Origin of the sequence: Pseudomonas sp. StFLB209, assembly GCF_000829415.1 — a bacterium.
Lineage (GTDB): Bacteria > Pseudomonadota > Gammaproteobacteria > Pseudomonadales > Pseudomonadaceae > Aquipseudomonas.
In genome coordinates, this window is record NZ_AP014637.1 from 245644 (window position 1) to 264580 (window position 18937).

Annotated in this window: 17 protein-coding genes; 12 read left to right on the forward strand and 5 right to left on the reverse strand. The window is 61.9% G+C overall.

The window, feature by feature from the left end; all coding sequences use genetic code 11:
* The 6 genes from PSCI_RS01090 to PSCI_RS01115 all read left to right on the forward strand — a co-directional run bounded on the left by PSCI_RS01090 (window position 1) and on the right by PSCI_RS01115 (window position 5153).
* On the forward strand, window positions 1–522 hold the full coding sequence (locus tag PSCI_RS01090) for a chemotaxis protein CheW (protein WP_045481679.1): 522 nt from the start codon (window positions 1–3) through the stop codon (window positions 520–522).
* Between the two features lies 1 nt (window position 523).
* Window positions 524–1336: a CheR family methyltransferase gene (locus PSCI_RS01095; RefSeq protein WP_045481682.1), complete on the forward strand. Its 813-nt coding sequence runs from the start codon at window positions 524–526 to the stop codon at window positions 1334–1336.
* Window positions 1327–1836 (forward strand): chemotaxis protein CheD, encoded by a 510-nt coding sequence (locus PSCI_RS01100; RefSeq protein WP_045481685.1) that lies wholly within the window; start codon window positions 1327–1329, stop codon window positions 1834–1836. The genes PSCI_RS01095 and PSCI_RS01100 overlap by 10 nt, the downstream gene beginning before the upstream one ends.
* Window positions 1833–2909 carry a protein-glutamate methylesterase/protein-glutamine glutaminase gene (locus PSCI_RS01105; RefSeq protein ID WP_045481688.1) on the forward strand — a complete coding sequence of 359 codons (1077 nt, stop codon included), beginning with the start codon at window positions 1833–1835 and terminating at the stop codon, window positions 2907–2909. Before PSCI_RS01100 ends, PSCI_RS01105 begins: the two co-directional genes overlap by 4 nt.
* Before the next feature lie 176 nt (window positions 2910–3085).
* Window positions 3086–3742, forward strand: coding sequence for a response regulator (locus PSCI_RS01110; protein WP_045481691.1), 657 nt, complete (start codon window positions 3086–3088; stop codon window positions 3740–3742).
* 100 nt (window positions 3743–3842) lie between these two features.
* Complete coding sequence (locus PSCI_RS01115) at window positions 3843–5153, forward strand: OprD family outer membrane porin (RefSeq protein WP_052483332.1); 1311 nt, start codon at window positions 3843–3845, stop codon at window positions 5151–5153.
* 343 nt (window positions 5154–5496) lie between these two features.
* Here PSCI_RS01115 and PSCI_RS01120 read toward each other — a convergent pair whose 3' ends face one another.
* Entirely contained in the window at window positions 5497–6402 is a 906-nt protein-coding gene (locus tag PSCI_RS01120) for a LysR family transcriptional regulator (protein WP_045481694.1), read from the reverse strand.
* A gap of 157 nt (window positions 6403–6559) precedes the next feature.
* Here PSCI_RS01120 and PSCI_RS01125 point away from each other — a divergent pair, with 157 nt between their 5' ends.
* From PSCI_RS01125 to PSCI_RS01140, 4 genes are all read left to right on the forward strand, one after another.
* On the forward strand, window positions 6560–7579 hold the full coding sequence (locus tag PSCI_RS01125) for an alpha/beta hydrolase (protein ID WP_045481698.1): 1020 nt from the start codon (window positions 6560–6562) through the stop codon (window positions 7577–7579).
* A gap of 60 nt (window positions 7580–7639) precedes the next feature.
* On the forward strand, window positions 7640–9070 hold the full coding sequence (locus PSCI_RS01130) for a mechanosensitive ion channel family protein (RefSeq protein WP_045481701.1): 1431 nt from the start codon (window positions 7640–7642) through the stop codon (window positions 9068–9070).
* A 205-nt stretch (window positions 9071–9275) separates the two neighbouring features.
* Window positions 9276–9731, forward strand: a complete 456-nt coding sequence (locus tag PSCI_RS01135; RefSeq protein ID WP_045481704.1) for a helix-turn-helix domain-containing protein — start codon at window positions 9276–9278, stop codon at window positions 9729–9731.
* A 30-nt stretch (window positions 9732–9761) separates the two neighbouring features.
* On the forward strand, window positions 9762–12527 hold the full coding sequence (locus tag PSCI_RS01140; RefSeq protein WP_045481707.1) for an ATP-binding protein: 2766 nt from the start codon (window positions 9762–9764) through the stop codon (window positions 12525–12527).
* Window positions 12528–12592: 65 nt separating this feature from the next.
* Here the strand turns inward: PSCI_RS01140 and PSCI_RS01145 are convergent, their stop codons facing one another.
* On the reverse strand, window positions 12593–14065 hold the full coding sequence (locus PSCI_RS01145) for an ATP-binding protein (RefSeq protein WP_045481710.1): 1473 nt from the start codon (window positions 14063–14065) through the stop codon (window positions 12593–12595).
* Between the two features lie 204 nt (window positions 14066–14269).
* The gene (locus PSCI_RS01150) at window positions 14270–15220 is read right to left on the reverse strand and encodes a GlxA family transcriptional regulator (protein ID WP_045481713.1); all 951 of its coding nucleotides are present in this window, start codon (window positions 15218–15220) and stop codon (window positions 14270–14272) included.
* Window positions 15221–15467: 247 nt separating this feature from the next.
* On the opposite strand from PSCI_RS01150, the gene PSCI_RS01155 reads away from it, so the two are divergent.
* Complete coding sequence (locus PSCI_RS01155; protein ID WP_045481716.1) at window positions 15468–16190, forward strand: pirin family protein; 723 nt, start codon at window positions 15468–15470, stop codon at window positions 16188–16190.
* Between the two features lie 181 nt (window positions 16191–16371).
* On the forward strand, window positions 16372–17229 hold the full coding sequence (locus PSCI_RS01160; protein WP_045481719.1) for a sensor domain-containing diguanylate cyclase: 858 nt from the start codon (window positions 16372–16374) through the stop codon (window positions 17227–17229).
* Window positions 17230–17427: 198 nt separating this feature from the next.
* On the opposite strand, the gene PSCI_RS01165 is transcribed toward PSCI_RS01160, so the two are convergent.
* Both PSCI_RS01165 and PSCI_RS28895 read right to left on the reverse strand, forming a co-directional pair.
* Window positions 17428–18192: a hypothetical protein gene (locus PSCI_RS01165; RefSeq protein WP_045481722.1), complete on the reverse strand. Its 765-nt coding sequence runs from the start codon at window positions 18190–18192 to the stop codon at window positions 17428–17430.
* Between the two features lie 236 nt (window positions 18193–18428).
* Window positions 18429–18740: a hypothetical protein gene (locus tag PSCI_RS28895; RefSeq protein WP_144403175.1), complete on the reverse strand. Its 312-nt coding sequence runs from the start codon at window positions 18738–18740 to the stop codon at window positions 18429–18431.
* Window positions 18741–18937: the final 197 nt, after the last annotated feature.

Sequence of the window (18937 nt, forward strand, 5' to 3'; positions counted from 1 at the left end):
ATGAACCTTGCCCAGAGCTCCGATTCATCGTTCGACGCGGCTCACGCGCTGAGCGTGCAGCACCTGTCATTTCGGGTCCGTGACGCCGCCTACGCGCTGCCGATCGACCTGGTGCGGGAAATCATCGAGTACCACGACGTCACCTCGGTACCGATGATGCCCGCCTTCATTCACGGGGTGATCAACCTGCGCGGCAACGTGGTGCCGGTGCTGGACCTGGCAGCGCGGTTCGGCTTCGAGCTGACCCGCCCTGACAAGCGCACCTGCATCGTGATCATTGACCTGGCGATGGAAGAGCATCATCAGCGCATCGGCCTGGTGGTCGACGCGGTGGATGCGGTGCTGGACATCGACCCGCAACTGGTGGTGCCGCCACCGCCATTCGGTGCCGGGATCCGTACCGACTTCATCGCCGGCATGGCCCGTAACGAGCAGAGCTTCACGATCATCCTCAATGTTGCGCAGGTGCTATCGCTCGACGATATCCGCCAGCTCAGTCTTGCCGTGAGCAAGGGCAGCTGACATGGCCGATGCACTGAAGCTGCCGGGGCTCGGCGACAGCGAGTTCCGCCACCTGCAAAAGCTCATGGCCGAGGCCTCGGGGATCCAGATGGCCGACAACAAACGGCCACTGGTGGCGGGGCGGTTGATGAAACGCCTGCGTCATTACCGGCTCGACAGTTTCACCGCGTACCTGCGCATGATCGAGCAGCCGCTGTACCGTCAGGAGCGCCGGCTGGTGGTGGACTTGCTGACCACCAACGAGACCTACTTTTTTCGTGAACACCCGCACTTCGATTGCCTGGGCGAGTGGCTGACCCGTCAGCGCGGGCCGTTGCGGCTATGGAGCGCGGCCTGCTCGTCGGGCGAAGAGCCTTACAGTATGGCCATGGTGCTCAGCGAACACGCCACCACCAAAGACTGGTCGATCACCGCCAGCGACCTGAGCCTGAGCATGCTGCGCAAGGCCCAGGAAGGTATCTACGACATCAGCCAGGCCAAGTACTTTCCTGAAGGCTGGCTGCAGCGCTATTGCCTGAGCGGGGTTGGCGACATGAGCGGGCGCTTTCGGGTCCAGGCGGCGCTGCGTGAGCGCCTGAACCTGCGCGAAGTCAACCTGGTCCAGCCGCTGGTCGAGGACCTGGGCCTGTTCGATGCGATTTTTCTGCGCAATGTGCTGATCTACTTCGATGGCGAGGAAAAGCGCCGCATCGTGCAGCGCATCGTTGGTCAGTTGCGTCCCGGCGGACTTCTGTTCATCGGCCACGCCGAAAGCATCCATGGCCTGCAATTACCGCTCAGGCTGATTCAACCCTCGGTATACGAATGTCTGTAAGTTCTTCGCTGTTCTTGCGCCCCGGCGATTATTTCTTTGGTCGCCACAACGGTCCGGTCACGACGCTGCTGGGCAGTTGCGTGTCGATCATTCTCTGGCACCCGCGCTGGCGTCTGCTCTCGGTGTCCCATTACGTGCTTCCCCGCGAACCGGGTCAGCCGGGCTTGCGCAACGATCCGCTCGACACCCGTTACGGCGACGCGGTGTTCCGCCGCCTGCATGCCGACATGCTGCGTCATGGCACCCGCCCGTGTGAATACCGCAAGAGCATTTTTGGTGGCGGCACCCTGAGCAGCCCGCTCGGGCGCATCGCCTGCCGGGTCGGACATAGCAACAGCGAGTTCGCCCATCGGCAGTTCAGCCTGCGCAACTGGCCGGTGGATCACTGCGATACAAATGGCGACCATTACCGCCGCCTGCTCGTCGACGGCAGCAGTGGCCGCATCGACTGCGAGCGCAAACTGATGCGCCTGCCGGTCAGACCCAGGTGGGTATCATGATCAAGGTCTTTATCGTCGATGACTCGGCGCTGGTGCGTCAGGTGCTGACCAGTTGCCTGGACAATCACCCCGGCATTAAGGTCATCGGCCATGCCGGTGATCCGCTGTATGCCATCGACAAGATGCGCCGTGACTGGCCGGACGTGATCATTCTCGATATCGAGATGCCGCGCATGGACGGCCTGACCTTCCTGCGCCAGATCATGAGCGAACGCCCGACCCCGACGCTGATCTGCTCGACGCTGACCGAAAGCGGTGCGGGTGTCTCCGTGGAAGCCCTTTCTGCAGGCGCTGTGGGGGTCTTCACCAAGGCCCGGCTGGGCCTGCGCCAGAGCCTGGAGCAGATGTCCAGCGAGTTGATCCGCACCATTGAAGAGGCGGCGCGTACCCGCCCCGGCGCCTTCAGGCCTGTGGCAAGCGCCTTGCAACAACAGAAAAACAAAGCAACCCCAACGGCGCCGCCAAGCGCACCGACAGGCTTGTTGCACACCACCGATCGGGTGGTGGCACTGGGTTGCTCGACCGGCGGCACCCAGGCACTGGAATACGTGCTTCGTCAGTTGCCACGTGACTGCCCGGGCATTGTGATCGTTCAACACATGCCGGAAAAATTCACCGCCGATTTCGCCCGTCGGTTAAACAACCTGTGTCAGATTGAAGTGCGCGAGGCCAGGCATCTGGATCGCGTCCACAGCGGTCTGGCACTGGTCGCCCCCGGCGGATTCCATATGCAGCTCAAACGCAGTGGCGCGCATTACCAGGTCGAAGTCCTCGATGGTCCCCCCGTCAATCGTCACAAACCTTCGGTAGATGTGCTGTTTCGCTCGGTCGCCCGGCATGCCGGGGCCAATACCCTGGGCGTGATCATGACCGGCATGGGCGACGACGGGGCACGCGGGCTGCTGGCGATGCGCGAGAGCGGCGCCCAGACCGTGGCTCAGGACGAGACCAGTTGCGTGGTCTTTGGCATGCCCAAGGAAGCGATCCGGATGGGCGCTGCACAAACGATTGAACCGTTATCCAGAGTCCCGCTGCTGATCCAGCAATTCGGTGACCATGCTCGACACGGCTGAGGGAGGTTGCCGGAACAACGATATGGACGTCTCCCCCTGTGGGCGTCTGTAAAACACATTGTGGCCAGCAGGCATATTCAGACCGGTCTGGCCCCGTGCCACGCCCCACACGGGATACAACAACGCCGCCTGAACACAAGGACGGCATTTATTCCCACGCGACACAGGCCTGATCTATGCCTTGCCGAATTTTGCTCGCTGATGACTACCCACTGTTTCGGGCCGGTATCCGGGCGCTGCTGGAAAAACAACACGACTACGAGATCGTCGGTGAGACCGGCGATACGTTGAGCACTGTAGAACTGGCCGTGGTGCTGGCCCCGGAAATCGTCATGCTGGACATGTCCATAGAACGCACGGCCAGTGTGCACACACTCGAAGAACTGGCGCTGCATGCGCCGGCCTGCAAGGTTTTGATGCTGTCGATGCACACGGACTCGGAGTTCGTCATGAAATGCCTGCAACTGGGCGCCCATGGTTATCTGCTCAAGAGTGCCAGTGTGCTGGAACTGGAGCTGGCGCTGCAGTCGTTGCGCAGCGGCGGGCAGTATCTGTCGTCGGCAGTGGTGCCGATGGTGGTCAGCCAGGCGGTGAAAAAGACCCTGGTGCAGCCGACCCGCAGCAGTAATGTGGCGCTGACCGAACGCCAGCTGGAGATCCTGCGCCTGATCGCCCGTGGCGAGTCGACACGCTCGATTGCCGGCGGCCTGGGGTTGTCGGTCAAGACCGTCGAGGCCCATCGCTCGCAGGTCATGCATCGCCTGGGCATTCACGATATCGCCAGCCTGGTGTTGTTCGCGGTACGTGAAGGGATTATCGAAGTCAATGACTGAGCGTTTTCAGGCTCAGCTAAAAACCGGACACGACACATCTGCTCAAGCCATGCCTGGTCAGCCGGGTCAAAGTTAGCGCTTTGATTCAGAGGCATCAGGCATGCGCGGTTTGGTTCTGTTCAACGGGCTACTACTTACCGCCCTGGCTCATGGCGCGCAGGCTCAGGACAACAGCTTTTGGCAGGACGCCCAGGCTGGCGTACTGGCACGTAATTACTTCCTGCACAACGACTACCGTAACGACCGGGTTCGCGAGCAGAACTACAGCCAGGAGTGGGCGCAGGGGTTTATCGGCCACTTCAATTCCGGCTTTACCTCAGGCAACGTGGGCCTGGGAATCGATGCGCATGGTTTTTTCGGTCTGCGCCTGGACAGTGGTCGCGGCACGGCGGGTACCGGCCTGCTGCCGCTGGACAGCGATGGCCGCGCCGAACCGGATTACTCCTCGGCAGGCGCGGCACTGAAGCTGCGCCTGGGCGCCACGCAGTTGCGGGTGGGCGAGATGGAGGTCGAGACGCCAGTGTTCGACACCGCCGACAAGCGCCTGCAACCGGAGTACGCCACTGGCTGGTTGCTCGACAGCCTTGACGTGCCGGGCGTGCGCCTGGTGGCCGGGCGCTTTACCGCGTTCAAGAACCAGAACCAGTCCACCGGCCGTGGTGATCTGGAGGGCTACGGCGCCAGCACCGCCGGACAGAGCATCAGCCTGGCCGGGATTGAAAGCCGCAGTGACCAGGCGCTGGGCGGTGCGTTGTATATCGGAGAGTTGAGCGACACCTGGCGGCAGTATTACGGCAACCTGCATGGCGGTCATCTGCTGGGTCCCCAGACGCGGTTTGACTGGGATGCCAACCTGTATCGCACACTGGACAGTGGTCAGGCGAGTGCCGGTGCGATTGCCAATACGGCGGCCAGCCTGCTGCTGAAACTGACCCATGCCCGGCAGGCTTTCAGTTTCGGTTACCAGAAGATCCATGGTGATACGCCGTTCGACTTTGTCGGCGGTGATTCGATCTATCTGGCCAACTCGATCAAGTACAACGACTTCAATGGCCCTGGCGAGCAGTCCTTTCAGGCGCGTTATGACCTGGATCTGGGTGATGTGTTTTCGGGTTTGAGTTTTATGGGCCGCTATGTGCGCGGCAGTGGTATCGATGGCACCGATGCGCCACGCGGTGGTGCGTACAACCGGTTTGCTGGCGCTGAGGATCGCTATGTGCCGTTGCAAGGCAAAGGTGGCAGGCATTGGGAACGCGACCTGACTCTGGCCTACAAGGTCCCGGCAGGCGCCTTGCAGGGGCTGTCGGTGGAGTTGTCGTATGTGACCCATCGGGGCAATGCGGCGCAGGGTAATAACGATCTGGATCGGCTGTATGTGGTTGTGCAGTATCCGTTGGATATCTTGCGTTGAGCAGGAGCGGCCGTGCAACGATCCGCTTTAGCCGCAATACTGTTGATCGATTGTGGTTGCAGGAGATGGGCTGATCATACATTCACTTAGGCACTGTGTGCCCCCGGTGGGAGCGACCTTGGTCTGGGTGGCACTCCGACGAAGAGGCCAGTAAAAGCACTACATCTGCTGCGAATGTGCCGCCGTCTTCGCTAGCAACCGGAGCGCCGGCCGACAGCTCCCACCGGTCTAATTGAGCAGGAGCAGCCGGGCCGGTAAAACCGGTCCATCTGCTCGTTATGCACGACTGCATTCGCCAGCAGAGCTGGCTCCCACAAAGACCGCATCGACCTTAAATGATCAGCTACGGCCGATCCCCGGTTTCGATACTGCCTTGCAAGCGCTCCTTGAGAAACTCGATAAACGCCTGCACCGGCCGGGAAGTCTGGCGGTGTTGCGGGTAGACCGCCGAGAGGGTCAGCGGTGGCGGGCACAAGTCGTCGAGGACCCGCACCAGGCTGCCGCTGCGCAGTGCCGCGCCAACGATGAAGGTCGGCAGGTAGGTGATGCCCAGCCCGGCAATCGCCGCGTCGCGCAGCAGGTCACCGTTGTTGACCCGCATGCGGCCGGTGACGTTGATCAGCGTCGGTTTGCCCGGCCCGTCGAAGCGCCATTGCACCTGGCGGCTGTGGCCATAGGGCAGGCAGTCATGCTCGTGCAGTTGTTCCGGTGCGGTCGGGTGGCCGCGTTCGGCCAGGTACACGGGGCTGGCGCAATACACCCGTTCGATACTCGCGATACGTCGGGCCACCAGCGACGAATCTTCCAGGGTGCCGATACGCAGCACCAGGTCGTAGCCTTCGCTGATCAGGTCCACCGGCCGGTCGCTGAGGTCCACTTCGATGCTCACGTCCTTGTAGCGTTGCAGGAACAACGGCACCAGGCAGCCAAGGTGGGCGATGGCGAATGACAGCGGTGCACTGACCCGGATAGTGCCGCGCGGTTCGTTGTTCTGGCCGGCGATGCCCTGTTCGACCTGCTCCACTTCACTGAGCAGGCGCAGCGATGATTCGTAGTAACTCTGCCCCAGTGGCGTGACGTCCAGGCGCCGGGTCGAACGGTTCAGCAAGCGGACCCCGAGGCGTTCTTCAAGCTGCATCAGGCGCCTGCTGACGAACTGCTTGGACAGGCCGAGTTTGTCGGACGCCGCCGTGAAACTGCCCGATTCCATGACCTGGCAAAAGATACGCATGTCTTCAAACGGGTTCATTGTCTCTTCCAGATTGACAGTTAAACGCCTTATACCCGCTTTTTCCGGTTTCGACAGCAAATTAATCTGTGTCCACGGTGCAGCTGAGGCCAGACGCCATCAGCCACACCGATTTTTCTACCTGATAACCCAACTCTGAATACCCAAGGACACTTTCATGAAATCGATCAAGATCAGCCTCGTTGCCAGCCTGCTCGCCCTGTCGGTCAACAGCGCTTTCGCCGCTGGCAGCCCAGGCGTTGAACACGATACTCAGGCGTTTCTCGAAGCCCTCGCCGCCGGCGGTGGCAAGCCGCTTGAGCAACTGAGCCCCAAGGATGCCCGTGCGGTGCTGACCGGCGCCCAGGCCTCGGTGAAGGTTGATCTGTCGGGCGTTGAAGTGACGCCGCGGACCATCACGGTTGACGGTCAGGCGATCAACCTGCAGATCGTCCGCCCGGCCAAGGTCAAGGGTGACTTGCCAGTGTTCATGTTCTTCCACGGCGGCGGCTGGGTGCTGGGCGACTTCCCGACCCACCAGCGGCTGATCCGCGACCTGGTGGTCGGCTCCGGCGCGGTGGCGGTGTATGTCGACTACACCCCGTCGCCTGAGGCTCAGTACCCGACCGCGATCAACCAGGCTTACGCCGCGACCCGCTGGGTGGCCGAGCATGGCAAGCAAATCGGCGTCGATGGCAAGCGCCTGGCAGTGGCTGGCAACAGTGTCGGCGGCAACATGGCCGCAGTGGTGGCGCTGATGGCCAAAGAACAGAAAGCCCCCGCACTGCGCTTCCAGTTGCTGCTGTGGCCGGTGACCGATGCCAACTTCGATAACGGCTCGTACAACCAGTTTGCCGAGGGCCACTTCCTGACCAAGGGCATGATGAAGTGGTTCTGGGACAACTACACCACCAACGCTGCCGAGCGCGCCCAGGTGCATGCCTCGCCGTTGCAGGCCAGCCCCGAGCAACTGCGCGGCCTGCCGCCAGCGCTGGTGCAGACCGCCGAGTTCGACGTGCTGCGTGACGAAGGCGAGGCTTACGCTCGCAAGCTTGATGCCGCCGGGGTGCCGGTCACCGCAGTGCGCTACAACGGCATGATCCATGACTACGGCCTGCTCAACCCGTTGACCCACATCCCTGAAGTGCGCTCGGCCATGCGTCAGGCCGCCGGCGAACTGAAAGCTCACCTGAACTGACCACTACCAGACCAGGCGCTGCCCTCACAGCGCCTGGTCTCTTTTTTCGGAGTCGCCACCATGTCCTTCGTACTCAGCCATCCCCTGCTGTGGGGCGCCGTTATCCTGCTGGCCGATGTCTCGCTCTGGTATCTGGTGCCGCTGCATCTACGGGCCGCCCGGGTGGCCATGCGTCTGGCGCTGTTCGTGCTTTACACCAGCCTGTTGATCAACAGCGGCATCAGCCCGCTACTGGCGCCCAGCTGGCCTGACGACAGCGTGATGCAACTGGGCGCGACGGCACTGGCGATTCTGTGGTGGCTGTTTGCGGCGCGGACCATGACCGTGCTGATCGGTCTGGCGCTGATGCGCCGGATCGGCCAGAGCGGCCGCTTGCTGCAGGACGTGTTCGGTGCGCTGATCTTCCTGGCCTGTGTGGTGGCCGCTGCCGGTTATGTGCTGGAGCTGCCGGTCAAGGGGTTGCTGGCGACTTCCGGGGCGATGGCGATCATCGTCGGTCTGGCCTTGCAGAGCACCCTGAGCGACGTATTCAGCGGCATCGTGCTCAACACCACCAAGCCCTATCAGGTGGATGACTGGGTGACCATCGACGGTGTGGAAGGCAAGGTGGTGGACGTCGACTGGCGCGCCACCCACTTGCAGACCAGCGCCGGTGCTACCGCCGTGGTCCCCAACTCGGTGGCGGCCAAGGCCAAAATCGTCAACCTCAGCCGGCCCAGCAACATGCACGGGGTGTCGATCAGCATTCAGGTGCCCAAGCATGTCCGCCCACGCCGGGTGCTCGACGCTCTGCAACGTGCCCTGCAAGGCAGCGACAGCCTGCTGCTGACTCCGGCGCCCAAAGCGGTGCTCAAGGAATCGGGCGAAACCATGGCCGAGTATGTGGCCAGCGGTTTCATCGCCGAACTGTCGCGCAAGGGTGAAGTACGCAACCAGTTGTTTGACCTGGCCCACCGGCACCTGGAAGCGGCCGGCATCATCCGCCAGAGCGAGGGCAATGCGGTGCCGATTTCCCGGGCCAGGGCGCTGCTTGATGAGGTCAAGGTGTTCCGTTCACTGAGCGAGGAAGAACGCGATGCACTGGCCGAGGCCATGACCGCCGAGCAGTACGTCGCAGGCCAGGTGGTGCTGGATGTGAACGAGGTGTCCGAGTCGCTGTTTGTGATTGCCACAGGAGTGGTCAGTGCGGCGGTGCCCGATGGCGACAAACAGGTCGAAGCCGGGCGCATGGGGCCCAGCGAGATCATGGGTGAGCAGAGCGTGCTGGGCGATACCCCGTCCGAGGCCAGCTTCACCGCCATGACCTCAAGCATCATCTACCGCATCGACAAGGCCACCGCACGGGCCTGCCTGGAGAAATGCAAACAGGTCAACCGGGCCTTCAACAAGCTTCAGGCGGTGCGCCAGAACAACGCGCACAGTGTGTTACTGGCCCGCCCCGCACAAACCCGCAAAAACGGCTTCCTGAGTTGGTTGCAACGCCGCAACTGATCCCGCCAATGCTCTAGCCCGCAGCCTTGCGGGCCGATTTAAAAAGCAAAACGCCATCATCAGCGTTTGCAGAATTAACAACGATTAACTCGTCAGCCACGTGTGTGCGACCAAGAATGGCGACCTCTGTGCAGACTTTTGCCCATGCAAAGTGCGGGTCCTGTTCAAGGCTCAAATGCCTCCCCGAGACTTACGGACAATTGCCATGACTCAAGATTCCCGACCAACGCGCGTTCTTCCCTGTCAGATCTGTTTACGCCTGCACAGCCGCAAGCGCCCCGCGTCGGCAGACAGTGGTGGTTTGACACCCTGGCGCGAGAAGCTCGCCATGCAACTGATTCTGGACAACCTCAGTGAGAACATCGAAGTGACCGGGCTGGCCAAAGCCTGTGCGTTGTCACGCAGTTACTTCTCGCGGGCGTTCAAGGCCAGCACCGGCTTGTCACCTCAGGAATGGATCCGCGAACAGCGAATTCTGCGCGCCAAGTGCCTGATCGCCCATACCAGCATGAGCCTGACCCAGATCAGCCAGGAATGCGGGTTTTGCGATCAGTCACACTTTTCGCATATCTTCTCGCGCAGCGAAGGCATTACTCCGCTGACCTGGCGTGGCCATGCCTTGAAGAACCGTCATGATCACAGCTTGCGGATCGCCACCTGAGACCATTCGCCCATGCCAAGGAGTGCGCTGATGCCATCGACCCAGGAGCAGCCCCTGCAGTTAGGGCCCTTGCGCATCTACCCCGAACAACGCCTGGTGCTCGATGCCGACCAGCCGCTGCGCTTGTCTGGCCGGGCGCTGGACATTCTGCTGGTGCTGCTCGAACACCCCGGCGAAGTGGTCAGCCGTCAGACCCTGATGAGCCGGGTCTGGCCCACCAGCGTGGTCGAGGACAGCAACCTGCGCGTGCATATGGCAGCACTGCGCAAGGCACTTGGGGATGGCCAGGCCGGCCAGCGGTATATCGTCACCGTGGCCCAGCGCGGCTACAGCCTGGTCGCGCCGGTGGTGCGCCTGCAACAGCCCGCCCCCGGCCCGGACAGCGACACGCCGATTCATCTGAACCACAACCTGCCGGCGCGCCAGGCACGGATGATCGGCCGCCAGCCACTGGTCCAGGCCCTGGCGGTGAAGTTACAAAGCCAACGCCTGATCACCCTCACCGGCCCCGGCGGCATCGGCAAGACCTCCGTGGCGTTGCACGTTGCACACTCGCTGGTCGGTGATTACCGCGACGGCATCCGCTGGCTGGACCTTGCCGCGCTCAGCGACCCATTGCTGGTCGCCGCACAACTGGCTGCGCTGCTCGATCAGGCCCCGGCCGACGGCGACGCACTGGGCCAGTTGTGCAACTGGTTACGCGACCGCCAACTGCTGCTGGTGATCGATAACTGCGAGCATCTGATCGATGCGATTGCCGTGCTTTGCGAGCGGCTTCTGCGCAGCGCACCGCAGGTTCATATTCTCACCACCAGCCGCGAGAGCCTGCGCGCCGAGGGCGAAGTCATTCAGCGCCTCAATGCCTTGGCCTGCCCGCCTACCGAATTGACCAGCCAGGTCGAAGCCATGGGCTTTGCCGCCTTGCAGTTGTTCGTCGAGCGCGCCATGCACAGCCAGGCGCATTTCGACCTGAGCCCGGCCAGCCTGGCGCTGGCCAGTGACATCTGTCGCCGCCTGGAGGGCATTCCGCTGGCCATCGAACTGGCCGCCGCGCAACTGGCCAGCCTGAGCCTGGAAGACCTGCAGACCCAACTGCAGGACAGTGTGGGATTGAGCATCACCGCTCACCCGGACAGCACTGGCCGTCATCAGACCCTGCTGGCGACCCTGGACTGGAGCTTTAACCTGCTCGAACCGGCCGAGCAGCTCTGCCTGTGCCGGCTGGCCGTGTTCAAGAGCCGCTTCAGCCTGGAGTCGGCGCTGGCAGTGGCCGGCGACCCGGCGCTGTCGGCGGCGCTGCTGTGCAATACCATCAGCCAGTTGGCCAACAAATCGCTGCTGAGCGTCGAGGCCGGTGATGAAACGGTGTTCTACCGCCTGCTCGACACCACCCGCCATTACGCGCTGGCCAAGCTGCGCCAGCGCAACGAACTGCCCGAGACCCTCAAACGCCATGCCGAACACTGCCTGGCGCTGATGCAGCAGGCACGCCACGACTGGCACAACCTGCCTACCCGGCAATGGATGCAACGCTACACCCGCAGCCTGGAAGACATTCGCGAGGTGCTCGACTGGGGTTTGAATGGCGAGGGTCCGCAGGCCCTGGCGATTTCGCTGGTCGCGCACTCGGCGCCGCTGTGGCAGGAACTGTCGCTGCTCAAGGAGCACGGTGTGTACGTGCGCAAGGCCTTGCAAGCGCTGCAACACAGTGACCAGCCATGCCCGCCACTGGAATTGCAACTGCGCCTGGCGCTGGGCAACTACAGCTACCACAGCCGCGGCGCCAGTCTTGAAACCGTCGACGCCTTCAATGAAGCAAGACGCCTGGCCGATCAGGCCGGTGACGCCGACGGCCGGTTACGTGCGGTGTCCGGGCTCACGGCGGTCAATCTGTGCGGCGGTGATTATCAGGCGGCGGTGTTGCAGAGCCAGCAGTTCGAGCAATTGGGTGACGCGCCGATCACCGACCTCAGCGCCCTGCGTCTGCAAGTATTGGCCCTGCACTACAGCGGTCAGCAGACCCAGGCACGCCAGTGCGCCGAGCAAGCCCTGCAGCGCCTGAGTCACAGCGGACACTTGAACCGCTTCAGCCATGGCTTTGGCATTCAGTACGATCAAAGTGTGGCGGCGCTGACGATTCTGGCGCGAATTCTCTGGCTGCAAGGCAGGCCCGCCGAAGCCCGGCGTACCGCAAACCAGGCACTGGAGATTGCTCTGCAGATCGACCACGGCCTGTCGATCTGCTACACCCTGGCCCTGGCCGGCTGCCCGATTGCCCTGGCCGAAGGACAAACTCAACTGGCCCACCAACGGGTCCGGCAACTGCATGCTCATGCCCACAAGCATTCGGTGTTGTTGTTCTACACCTGGGCCCAGCATTACGCCCGCCTGCTCGACTTGCCCGTGCAACCGGCCAGCCCGGCCAGCGGCCTGTTGCGCGACATTCTGCTGAGCCTGCGCGGCGGCACGGTGGACGCCCGGCAACTGGAACGTGCGCGCAGCGGCGAAGCGGGTTGGTGCGCAGCTGAAATACTGCGTTGTCATGCCCAGCAGCAACCGGATGAAATCGCTCAGGATCAACTGCAACAGGCGCTGGACCTCGCCCGCCAGCAAGGCGCTGTGCTTTGGGAGCTGCGCTGCGCGCTGAGCCTGGCACGGTTATGGTTGCGCCAGCAGCGCCCTGCCCAGGCCGCAGAGGTGCTGCAACAGGTGCTCAATAGCGGCGAGGCCGATTGCGATCTGGCCGAACAGCGGCTGGTCACAAGCCTGCTGCACAGTTTGCAGGAGCCGCTTTAGCGGCAATCCTGGTCAATTAGGCACTGCATACCTCGGTGGGAGCGACCTGGGTCTGGGCGGCGATCCTACGCGCTCGCCAGGCTGTATTGCGGGTATCCCATGTAACGCTCGTAGCAAACCTGCAACGCCGGATATTCGCCACAGGCCTGCAAGCGACGCAAGGCATGTACCCGTACGGTATTGAGCAAGCGATAACGCACGGTCTGGTGATCGACCCTCACCGTCAACAACGACTTTGCTTCAAGCAGCACCAGCACATTGCGCAATTGATCCGGCCCGAAATCCTCGCAACATACCACTGCGCTTGCTGCTTGCCAGGTGAAGTCCAGGGCGAAGATCGCCAGGCGGCGCAGCAGGGTTTGCTCTTGCTCGCTCAGGTGCGCATGACTCCAGTCCAGCGCGGCGCCCAGTGACTGATGGCGGGCTACGGCGGTGCGACGACCGAGGCTCAGCAGCCACTGGCCATTGCTCATTTGCGCACGCAGGCCCGACAGCGCGAATACATCAAGCTGCGAGGCAAGCAGTTCGATTGCCAATGGCAGGCCGTCGAGCTGTCGGCAGATCTCGGTCACTGCGCTCAGATCCTGTTCACGCAGCCGATAATCCGGCTGACACGCCTGCACCCGGCTCACCCATAACTGCACGGCCGAGCAGGCCAGCACCTGCTGCCGGTCGTGCATGGCGGCACGTGACGGCACCTCCAGTGCGGGCACCGGCAAACAGTATTCGCCACGCGCATACAACGGCTGCCTGCTGGTGGCCAGGATCGTCAGTTGCGGTGCCTGCGCCAGTAAGCCTTCACCCCACTGCCGGCAGACGTGGGGCAGGCATTCGGCGCTGTCGAAGATCAACAGGCATTGGCGCACGGCCAAGGCTTCGCCCAGCACATCCAGCGCGGGTCGACCCGCCGCCTCGAGTTGCAGCAAGGCCACCAGTTGCTCAAGCAGTTGCTCCGGCGCCGCGCTGGAACAGTCGAGCAGCCACACCCCATCCCGGTAATGCCCGACCAGTAGCTCAGCGACCCGACACGCCAGCCGGCTCTTGCCGACGCCCGCCGGGCCGGTGAGGGTTATCAGGCGCCGGGCAGACAACTGCCGGGCCAGGCTGGCCACCTGTTCATTGCGGCCGATCAGCGGGGTCAGCATGGCCGGCAGGTTATGCTGCGCCACGACCTCACCGGTCGACCAGCCGGCATCTTCGCCTTGCGAAACCTGCGCGACAAAGCTGTAGCCGCGCTGCGCGACGGTTGCGATGTAACGCTGGCCATCGCGCCCGCCGCCCAGGGCGCGGCGCAATGCAGCGATGTGCACCCGCAGGTTGACCTCCTCGACCACCGAGTCAGGCCAGACCTGTTCGATGATCTGCTGTTTGCTGAGCACTTGACCGGCCTGCTCGACCAGCACCTGAAGAATATCCAGGGCGCGCCCGCCCAGGGTCAACGCCACACCACTGCGCATGACTTGCCGCTGACGCACGTGCAACGCATAGGGACCGAACAGCAGCACCGCGTCGCCGGAGGTATTGTTCAGACTGTTCATGCGCACTCCCGCGCGCTGCACGGGGGAACCGCCCGGTCAGCACCTGACTTTGAAGAATTAACCAGTGTTAATCTTCGCAGCCACAGCGCGTGAGACAACCGCGCCGGGGGGCCCGATACGGTCAATCCGGTGCGCTATCCGGACACCGGGCTGGCTGAACGGCTGCTGAACGCATTGAGTTTGTGTGGCGATAGTGTTCAACCGCTAGCTGAACTGCTCGCGATACTGATTAGGCGTCAGCCCCAACCGGGCGCTGAACAATGAACGCATGTGCCGCACGCTGCCAAAGCCGCTTTTATAAGCAATGGTCTTGAGCGGCAGGTCGGTGGTTTCCAGCAGGCTGCGGGCGCAATCGATGCGCGCACTCTGGAGGAACTCCATGGGTGTCATCTGTAGTTCGCGAACAAACAAACGAGAGAAGTGCCGGGCGCTCATGTTGGCCAGGGCCGCCATGCGCTCGACGGTAAACGGCTCGCCCAGTTGCTCCAGCACCTGGTTCTGCACCTTGGTGACCACACTTTCCTGAGGGGCCACGGCAGTCATCAGCGGGCTGAACTGCGCCTGGCCGCCTTGGCGCTTCATTAGCACCAGCAGCACCTTGGCCACGTCCTGGGCAACTTTTTTGCCATGATCCCGGGCGACCACTGCCAGGGCCAGGTCGATGCCTGCCGTCACGCCGCCAGAGGTCAGCAGGTTGCGGTCCTGAATGTAGATCTGATCGGTTTCCACCCGCGCCTTGGGCACCCGCTTGATCAGCCGCTCGGTATAGTGCCAGTGAGTGGTGACCCGATAGCCATCGAGCAGCCCGGCATCCCCCAGAATGAACGCCCCGGTGCAGATTGAGCCAAACCACTGCGCGCGTTGCACTGCCTCCGGCAGCCAGGCAAGCACTTGCGGCATCTGCCGGTCATAAGCCCCCGGCCCGCCCGGAATCAACAGCAGATCGCAGGCATCGTTGGCCTGTTCGATCGCCAGGTCAGCCTGCACCACGACCCCGTTAGAGGCCCGCAACGCACCGGGTTCGGAGCCGATGGTCACGATCCGGTAATGGTTTTCCGGCGCCAGGTAACGGTTGGCGATGGAAAACACCTCCAGCGGCCCGGACATATCGAGCAGCAGGAAATCGGGGAACAGCAGCATGGCCACGGTTTTCATGAGGGCTGGATCATGGCGGTAGCGGAGCTCATCAATGAATGTCTGGATCGCGTCAACTTGACCAAAAACGGACACAATTCTTAACGAGCGTTTTACCAGATAATTCAACGCGGGGAAAGAACTGTCAACTGCAAAGCGACAGTCATTCATGATTGAGCCACTTATTGCGACAGTCTGATCGCAGTAATCTTGTTCTCAACAGATCGGCACCTGAATCACCAGGGCCGACACCGATTGGAGAACCATCATGCTCACTCTTCGCAAAGCTTCTGACCGCGGCGCCGCCAATCACGGCTGGCTCAACTCGCAGCACACCTTCTCGTTCGCCAACTACTACAACCCGGACGAAATGGGCTTTTCCGATCTGCTGGTGATTAACGACGACCGCGTCGAAGCCGGCAAAGGCTTCGGTCAGCACCCACACCGCGACATGGAAATTTTCTCCTACGTGCTCGAAGGTGCGCTGGAACACAAGGACACGCTGGGCACCGGCTCGGTGATCCGCCCAGGCGATGTGCAACTGATGAGCGCCGGCAGCGGTGTGGCGCACAGTGAGTTCAACCACTCGCATGAAGAGCGGGTGCACTTTCTGCAAATCTGGATCGTGCCCAACATCGCCGGTGCCACGCCGAACTACCAGCAGCAGCACTTCAGCGCCGAAGACAAGCGCGGCCGCCTGAAGCTGATCATCTCGCCGGACGGCCGGGAAGGTTCGTTGCAGGTTCGCCAGGATGCCAACGTGTATGCCGGCCTGTTCGACGGTGCCGAGTCTGCCGAGCTGAGCCTGGACGCCGACCGCTACGCCTACGTGCATGTTGCCCGTGGCAGCGTGGTCCTCAACGGCCAGGCCCTGGGCGAAGGTGATGGAGTAAAAGTGCGCAACGAACAGCGTCTGCAACTCAGCCAGGGCGTAGATGCAGAAGTGCTGGTCTTCGACCTGCGCGCCCAGGACCGTCCACAGCGTCCATAAGGTGGCCGATCCCTTGCAAATTGCATGGTGCAACAGGCACAACGCCGCGGCTGACGCGGCGTTGTCGTTTAATTTTTGTTACCCGTCTTGCGCAGATCTGCTGTAAGTCTGCAAGATGGCTCATCGCCTGTCCGACCGGTCAGATCGATGACCAGTGCCATGAACCGGACTTGCCTCTCCTATGCCCGTCGACTTGCAAACGCTCTATCCCAGGCTGATCCATCTGATGCTGGATACGGTCTTCGTAGTCGACAGCAGCGACCGGATCGTATTCGTCAGCGATGCCTGCGAAGCATTGCTGGGCTACCGGGCCGACGAGTTGATCGGCACCCTGATCACCGGCTACCTGCACCCTGACGACGTGCCCGCCACGCGCGGCTCGATTGAACGGGTCATGAACGGCCTGCCGCACGTCGACTTTCGCAACCGCTACATCCGCAAGGATGGCGCCGTGGTGTCAATCCTCTGGGCAGCGTTCTGGTCTGAAGAGTTCGATGCGCGCATCGGCGTGGCCCGCAACGTCACCGCACTGGCCGAGGCCGAGCAACAGCTGCGTTTTCTCGCCCACCATGATCCGTTGACCGGGCTGACCAACCGGGCATTGTTCACCGACCGGCTGCAGACAGCCTTGAACGCAGCACAGCGTAATGAAAATACCGTGGCCTTGCTGTTTCTCGACGTCAACGGCTTCAAGGCCATCAACGATGTGCATGGGCATGCCGTCGGTGACCAGGTGCTCTGCGAGATTGCCAGGCGCCTGCAAGGCTGTGCGCGCAAGAGCGACACGGTGGCGCGCATGGGTGGCGATGAATTCACCGTGCTGCTGACCAACGTCCATTGCGGGGAGGGTATCGAAGCGAAAGTCGCGCAGCTCATCAGCGCCTTGGCCCAACCGCTGGGGCGAGAGTTCGGTGATCTGCAAATGCCGTCGTGCAGTATTGGCGTGGCGCGTTTTCCCGAGCATGGCACCGACGCCGATGCGCTGCTCAGTCATGCCGATGGGGAGATGTATCGGGTCAAGCGCCAGCGCGGCAGATGACGACCTGCAAGCCCTGCACAGCGCGACTTGCTAACAGGCCGTTGAAAAACGTAGGCGAGGCAGCCAGTGCAAGGCAAAAACAGGCGAAAAAGCGGAGTTTACCGGTTGTAAATGAGCATTTTGAGCCTGTTTTTAACGTAGCAATGGCGCGCGTAGCGCCGTAGGCGCCCAGCCAGCAGGTAGTTTTTCAACAGCCTGCTAACGCGTCCTCACCAACCGGGCCAATCCCACCGTGACCAGCACCGCCAACACCACCGCCACGCTCAGCGACGCCCCCACGCCCCATTGCACAATCGAGTGCTGCAGCGCCAGGTAAAAGCCCACCACGCCCACCGCGCCGATGGCGTTGCCACGCACGATGGCGCCCAGTTCATAGCGCCCGCCCTGCACATGGGCAAATACTGCCAATGGCCAGGCAATCACCGGGATCGGTGCCAGCAAGCCACTGATCACAGGACCCAGCCACTCGGCGCTGGCAGTAATTGCCAGCAACAACAGCGTTGCGGTGAGCATGCGCATCGGAATGACCCACCGCGGCAGCGCCACATAGTTGGCCTTGCGGGTCTGCGCCTCTTTACCCGTGAACACGATGTTCGCCGCGACCAACAATAAGGTGGCGATGATCGACACCAGCGGCGCGCCCACGCCACTGATTGCCAAGGCGGTCGCCGCATAAGCCATCAGTGCCGTGATGCAGCCGATAAAGGCCCCGACTTTACGGGTCACCAGAAAGTAAAACAGGTAAGTCGCCTGAATTGCCGCCAACCCGGCCAGCGCCCCCGGCACCGCCTGCAAGGCAAACCCGGCGCCTTGTTCAAGACTGAGAAACAGCATCACCAGCGCAGAAGTAATCGGCAGCCCGGACAGTAAACCGCCGATATGCGTACCCCAGCGTTTGGCCGCCAGAGAGATGACCAGCATCAGCGTGGGAGTGATGAGCAATTTTAGGTAGAAGGCGGTCATCAACAAGACATCGAACCAGACAGGGAAAGACCGCCATCTTAACCGCAACGAAATGGCCAGGTGCCGACAGTTAAAAAAGAGACCCGAGCTTATCGGGCGGAACGGGCACGCATCACTCGCCACGGGTACCCGCTTGCTGAGCCCTTGAACCGACTCGCTGCTGTCTGGAAATCAACATGAATCGGCATCAATTGCGGGGAATGCCTCTGCGATTTGTTTAAATGCTGTGTGGCATCCTACCGAGACGTTTCAGACAGCGCTCTTGACGACAGCTCTGTATGGCCGTTGCAACTCACCATCGCATAGTACTTGTTGTCAGGCACATCAACAGAAACTGACCAGAGCCGATGGGCCGGGTTGTAAGTGGCATCTGAAAGAATCCTGACGCCCTCCCCTCCACCCTTGGGAGGAAATCTGTCGAAGTAGGCGCGAATCGATTTCTCTAGAAAATCCTGCCCGGCCTCAGGACAAGGCGCGCTTTGTTGTTGCCCACACCCCACCACCATAATCAGCAGCGCGGCCATTGATAACGGTTTTAAAAATCGCATGATGATCCTTGTCCGCCAGTCTGGCCTTGAGTACGGATGTTATCGCGCAACGGATAAAAATGCCCATCGCCGGAAGATAGCTGCCCCCCTGCCAGTCAATATTCCCCGCAGCTCCTGCCTCTCATCTACCAGCCCTGCCTGCAGCGTTTTACAAACATTTACATTTGTGAAAATCCTGTCAAAATAAATGCTAATCA

Coding starts and splice junctions, on each gene's coding strand:
- PSCI_RS01090 (WP_045481679.1), top strand. CDS start 1: ATGAACCTTGCCCAGAGCTCCGATTCATCGTTCGACGCGGCTCACGCG.
- PSCI_RS01095 (WP_045481682.1), top strand. CDS start 524: ATGGCCGATGCACTGAAGCTGCCGGGGCTCGGCGACAGCGAGTTCCGC.
- PSCI_RS01100 (WP_045481685.1), top strand. CDS start 1,327: ATGTCTGTAAGTTCTTCGCTGTTCTTGCGCCCCGGCGATTATTTCTTT.
- PSCI_RS01105 (WP_045481688.1), top strand. CDS start 1,833: ATGATCAAGGTCTTTATCGTCGATGACTCGGCGCTGGTGCGTCAGGTG.
- PSCI_RS01110 (WP_045481691.1), top strand. CDS start 3,086: ATGCCTTGCCGAATTTTGCTCGCTGATGACTACCCACTGTTTCGGGCC.
- PSCI_RS01115 (WP_052483332.1), top strand. CDS start 3,843: ATGCGCGGTTTGGTTCTGTTCAACGGGCTACTACTTACCGCCCTGGCT.
- PSCI_RS01120 (WP_045481694.1), bottom strand. CDS start 6,402: ATGAACCCGTTTGAAGACATGCGTATCTTTTGCCAGGTCATGGAATCG.
- PSCI_RS01125 (WP_045481698.1), top strand. CDS start 6,560: ATGAAATCGATCAAGATCAGCCTCGTTGCCAGCCTGCTCGCCCTGTCG.
- PSCI_RS01130 (WP_045481701.1), top strand. CDS start 7,640: ATGTCCTTCGTACTCAGCCATCCCCTGCTGTGGGGCGCCGTTATCCTG.
- PSCI_RS01135 (WP_045481704.1), top strand. CDS start 9,276: ATGACTCAAGATTCCCGACCAACGCGCGTTCTTCCCTGTCAGATCTGT.
- PSCI_RS01140 (WP_045481707.1), top strand. CDS start 9,762: ATGCCATCGACCCAGGAGCAGCCCCTGCAGTTAGGGCCCTTGCGCATC.
- PSCI_RS01145 (WP_045481710.1), bottom strand. CDS start 14,065: ATGAACAGTCTGAACAATACCTCCGGCGACGCGGTGCTGCTGTTCGGT.
- PSCI_RS01150 (WP_045481713.1), bottom strand. CDS start 15,220: ATGAAAACCGTGGCCATGCTGCTGTTCCCCGATTTCCTGCTGCTCGAT.
- PSCI_RS01155 (WP_045481716.1), top strand. CDS start 15,468: ATGCTCACTCTTCGCAAAGCTTCTGACCGCGGCGCCGCCAATCACGGC.
- PSCI_RS01160 (WP_045481719.1), top strand. CDS start 16,372: ATGCCCGTCGACTTGCAAACGCTCTATCCCAGGCTGATCCATCTGATG.
- PSCI_RS01165 (WP_045481722.1), bottom strand. CDS start 18,192: ATGACCGCCTTCTACCTAAAATTGCTCATCACTCCCACGCTGATGCTG.
- PSCI_RS28895 (WP_144403175.1), bottom strand. CDS start 18,740: ATGCGATTTTTAAAACCGTTATCAATGGCCGCGCTGCTGATTATGGTG.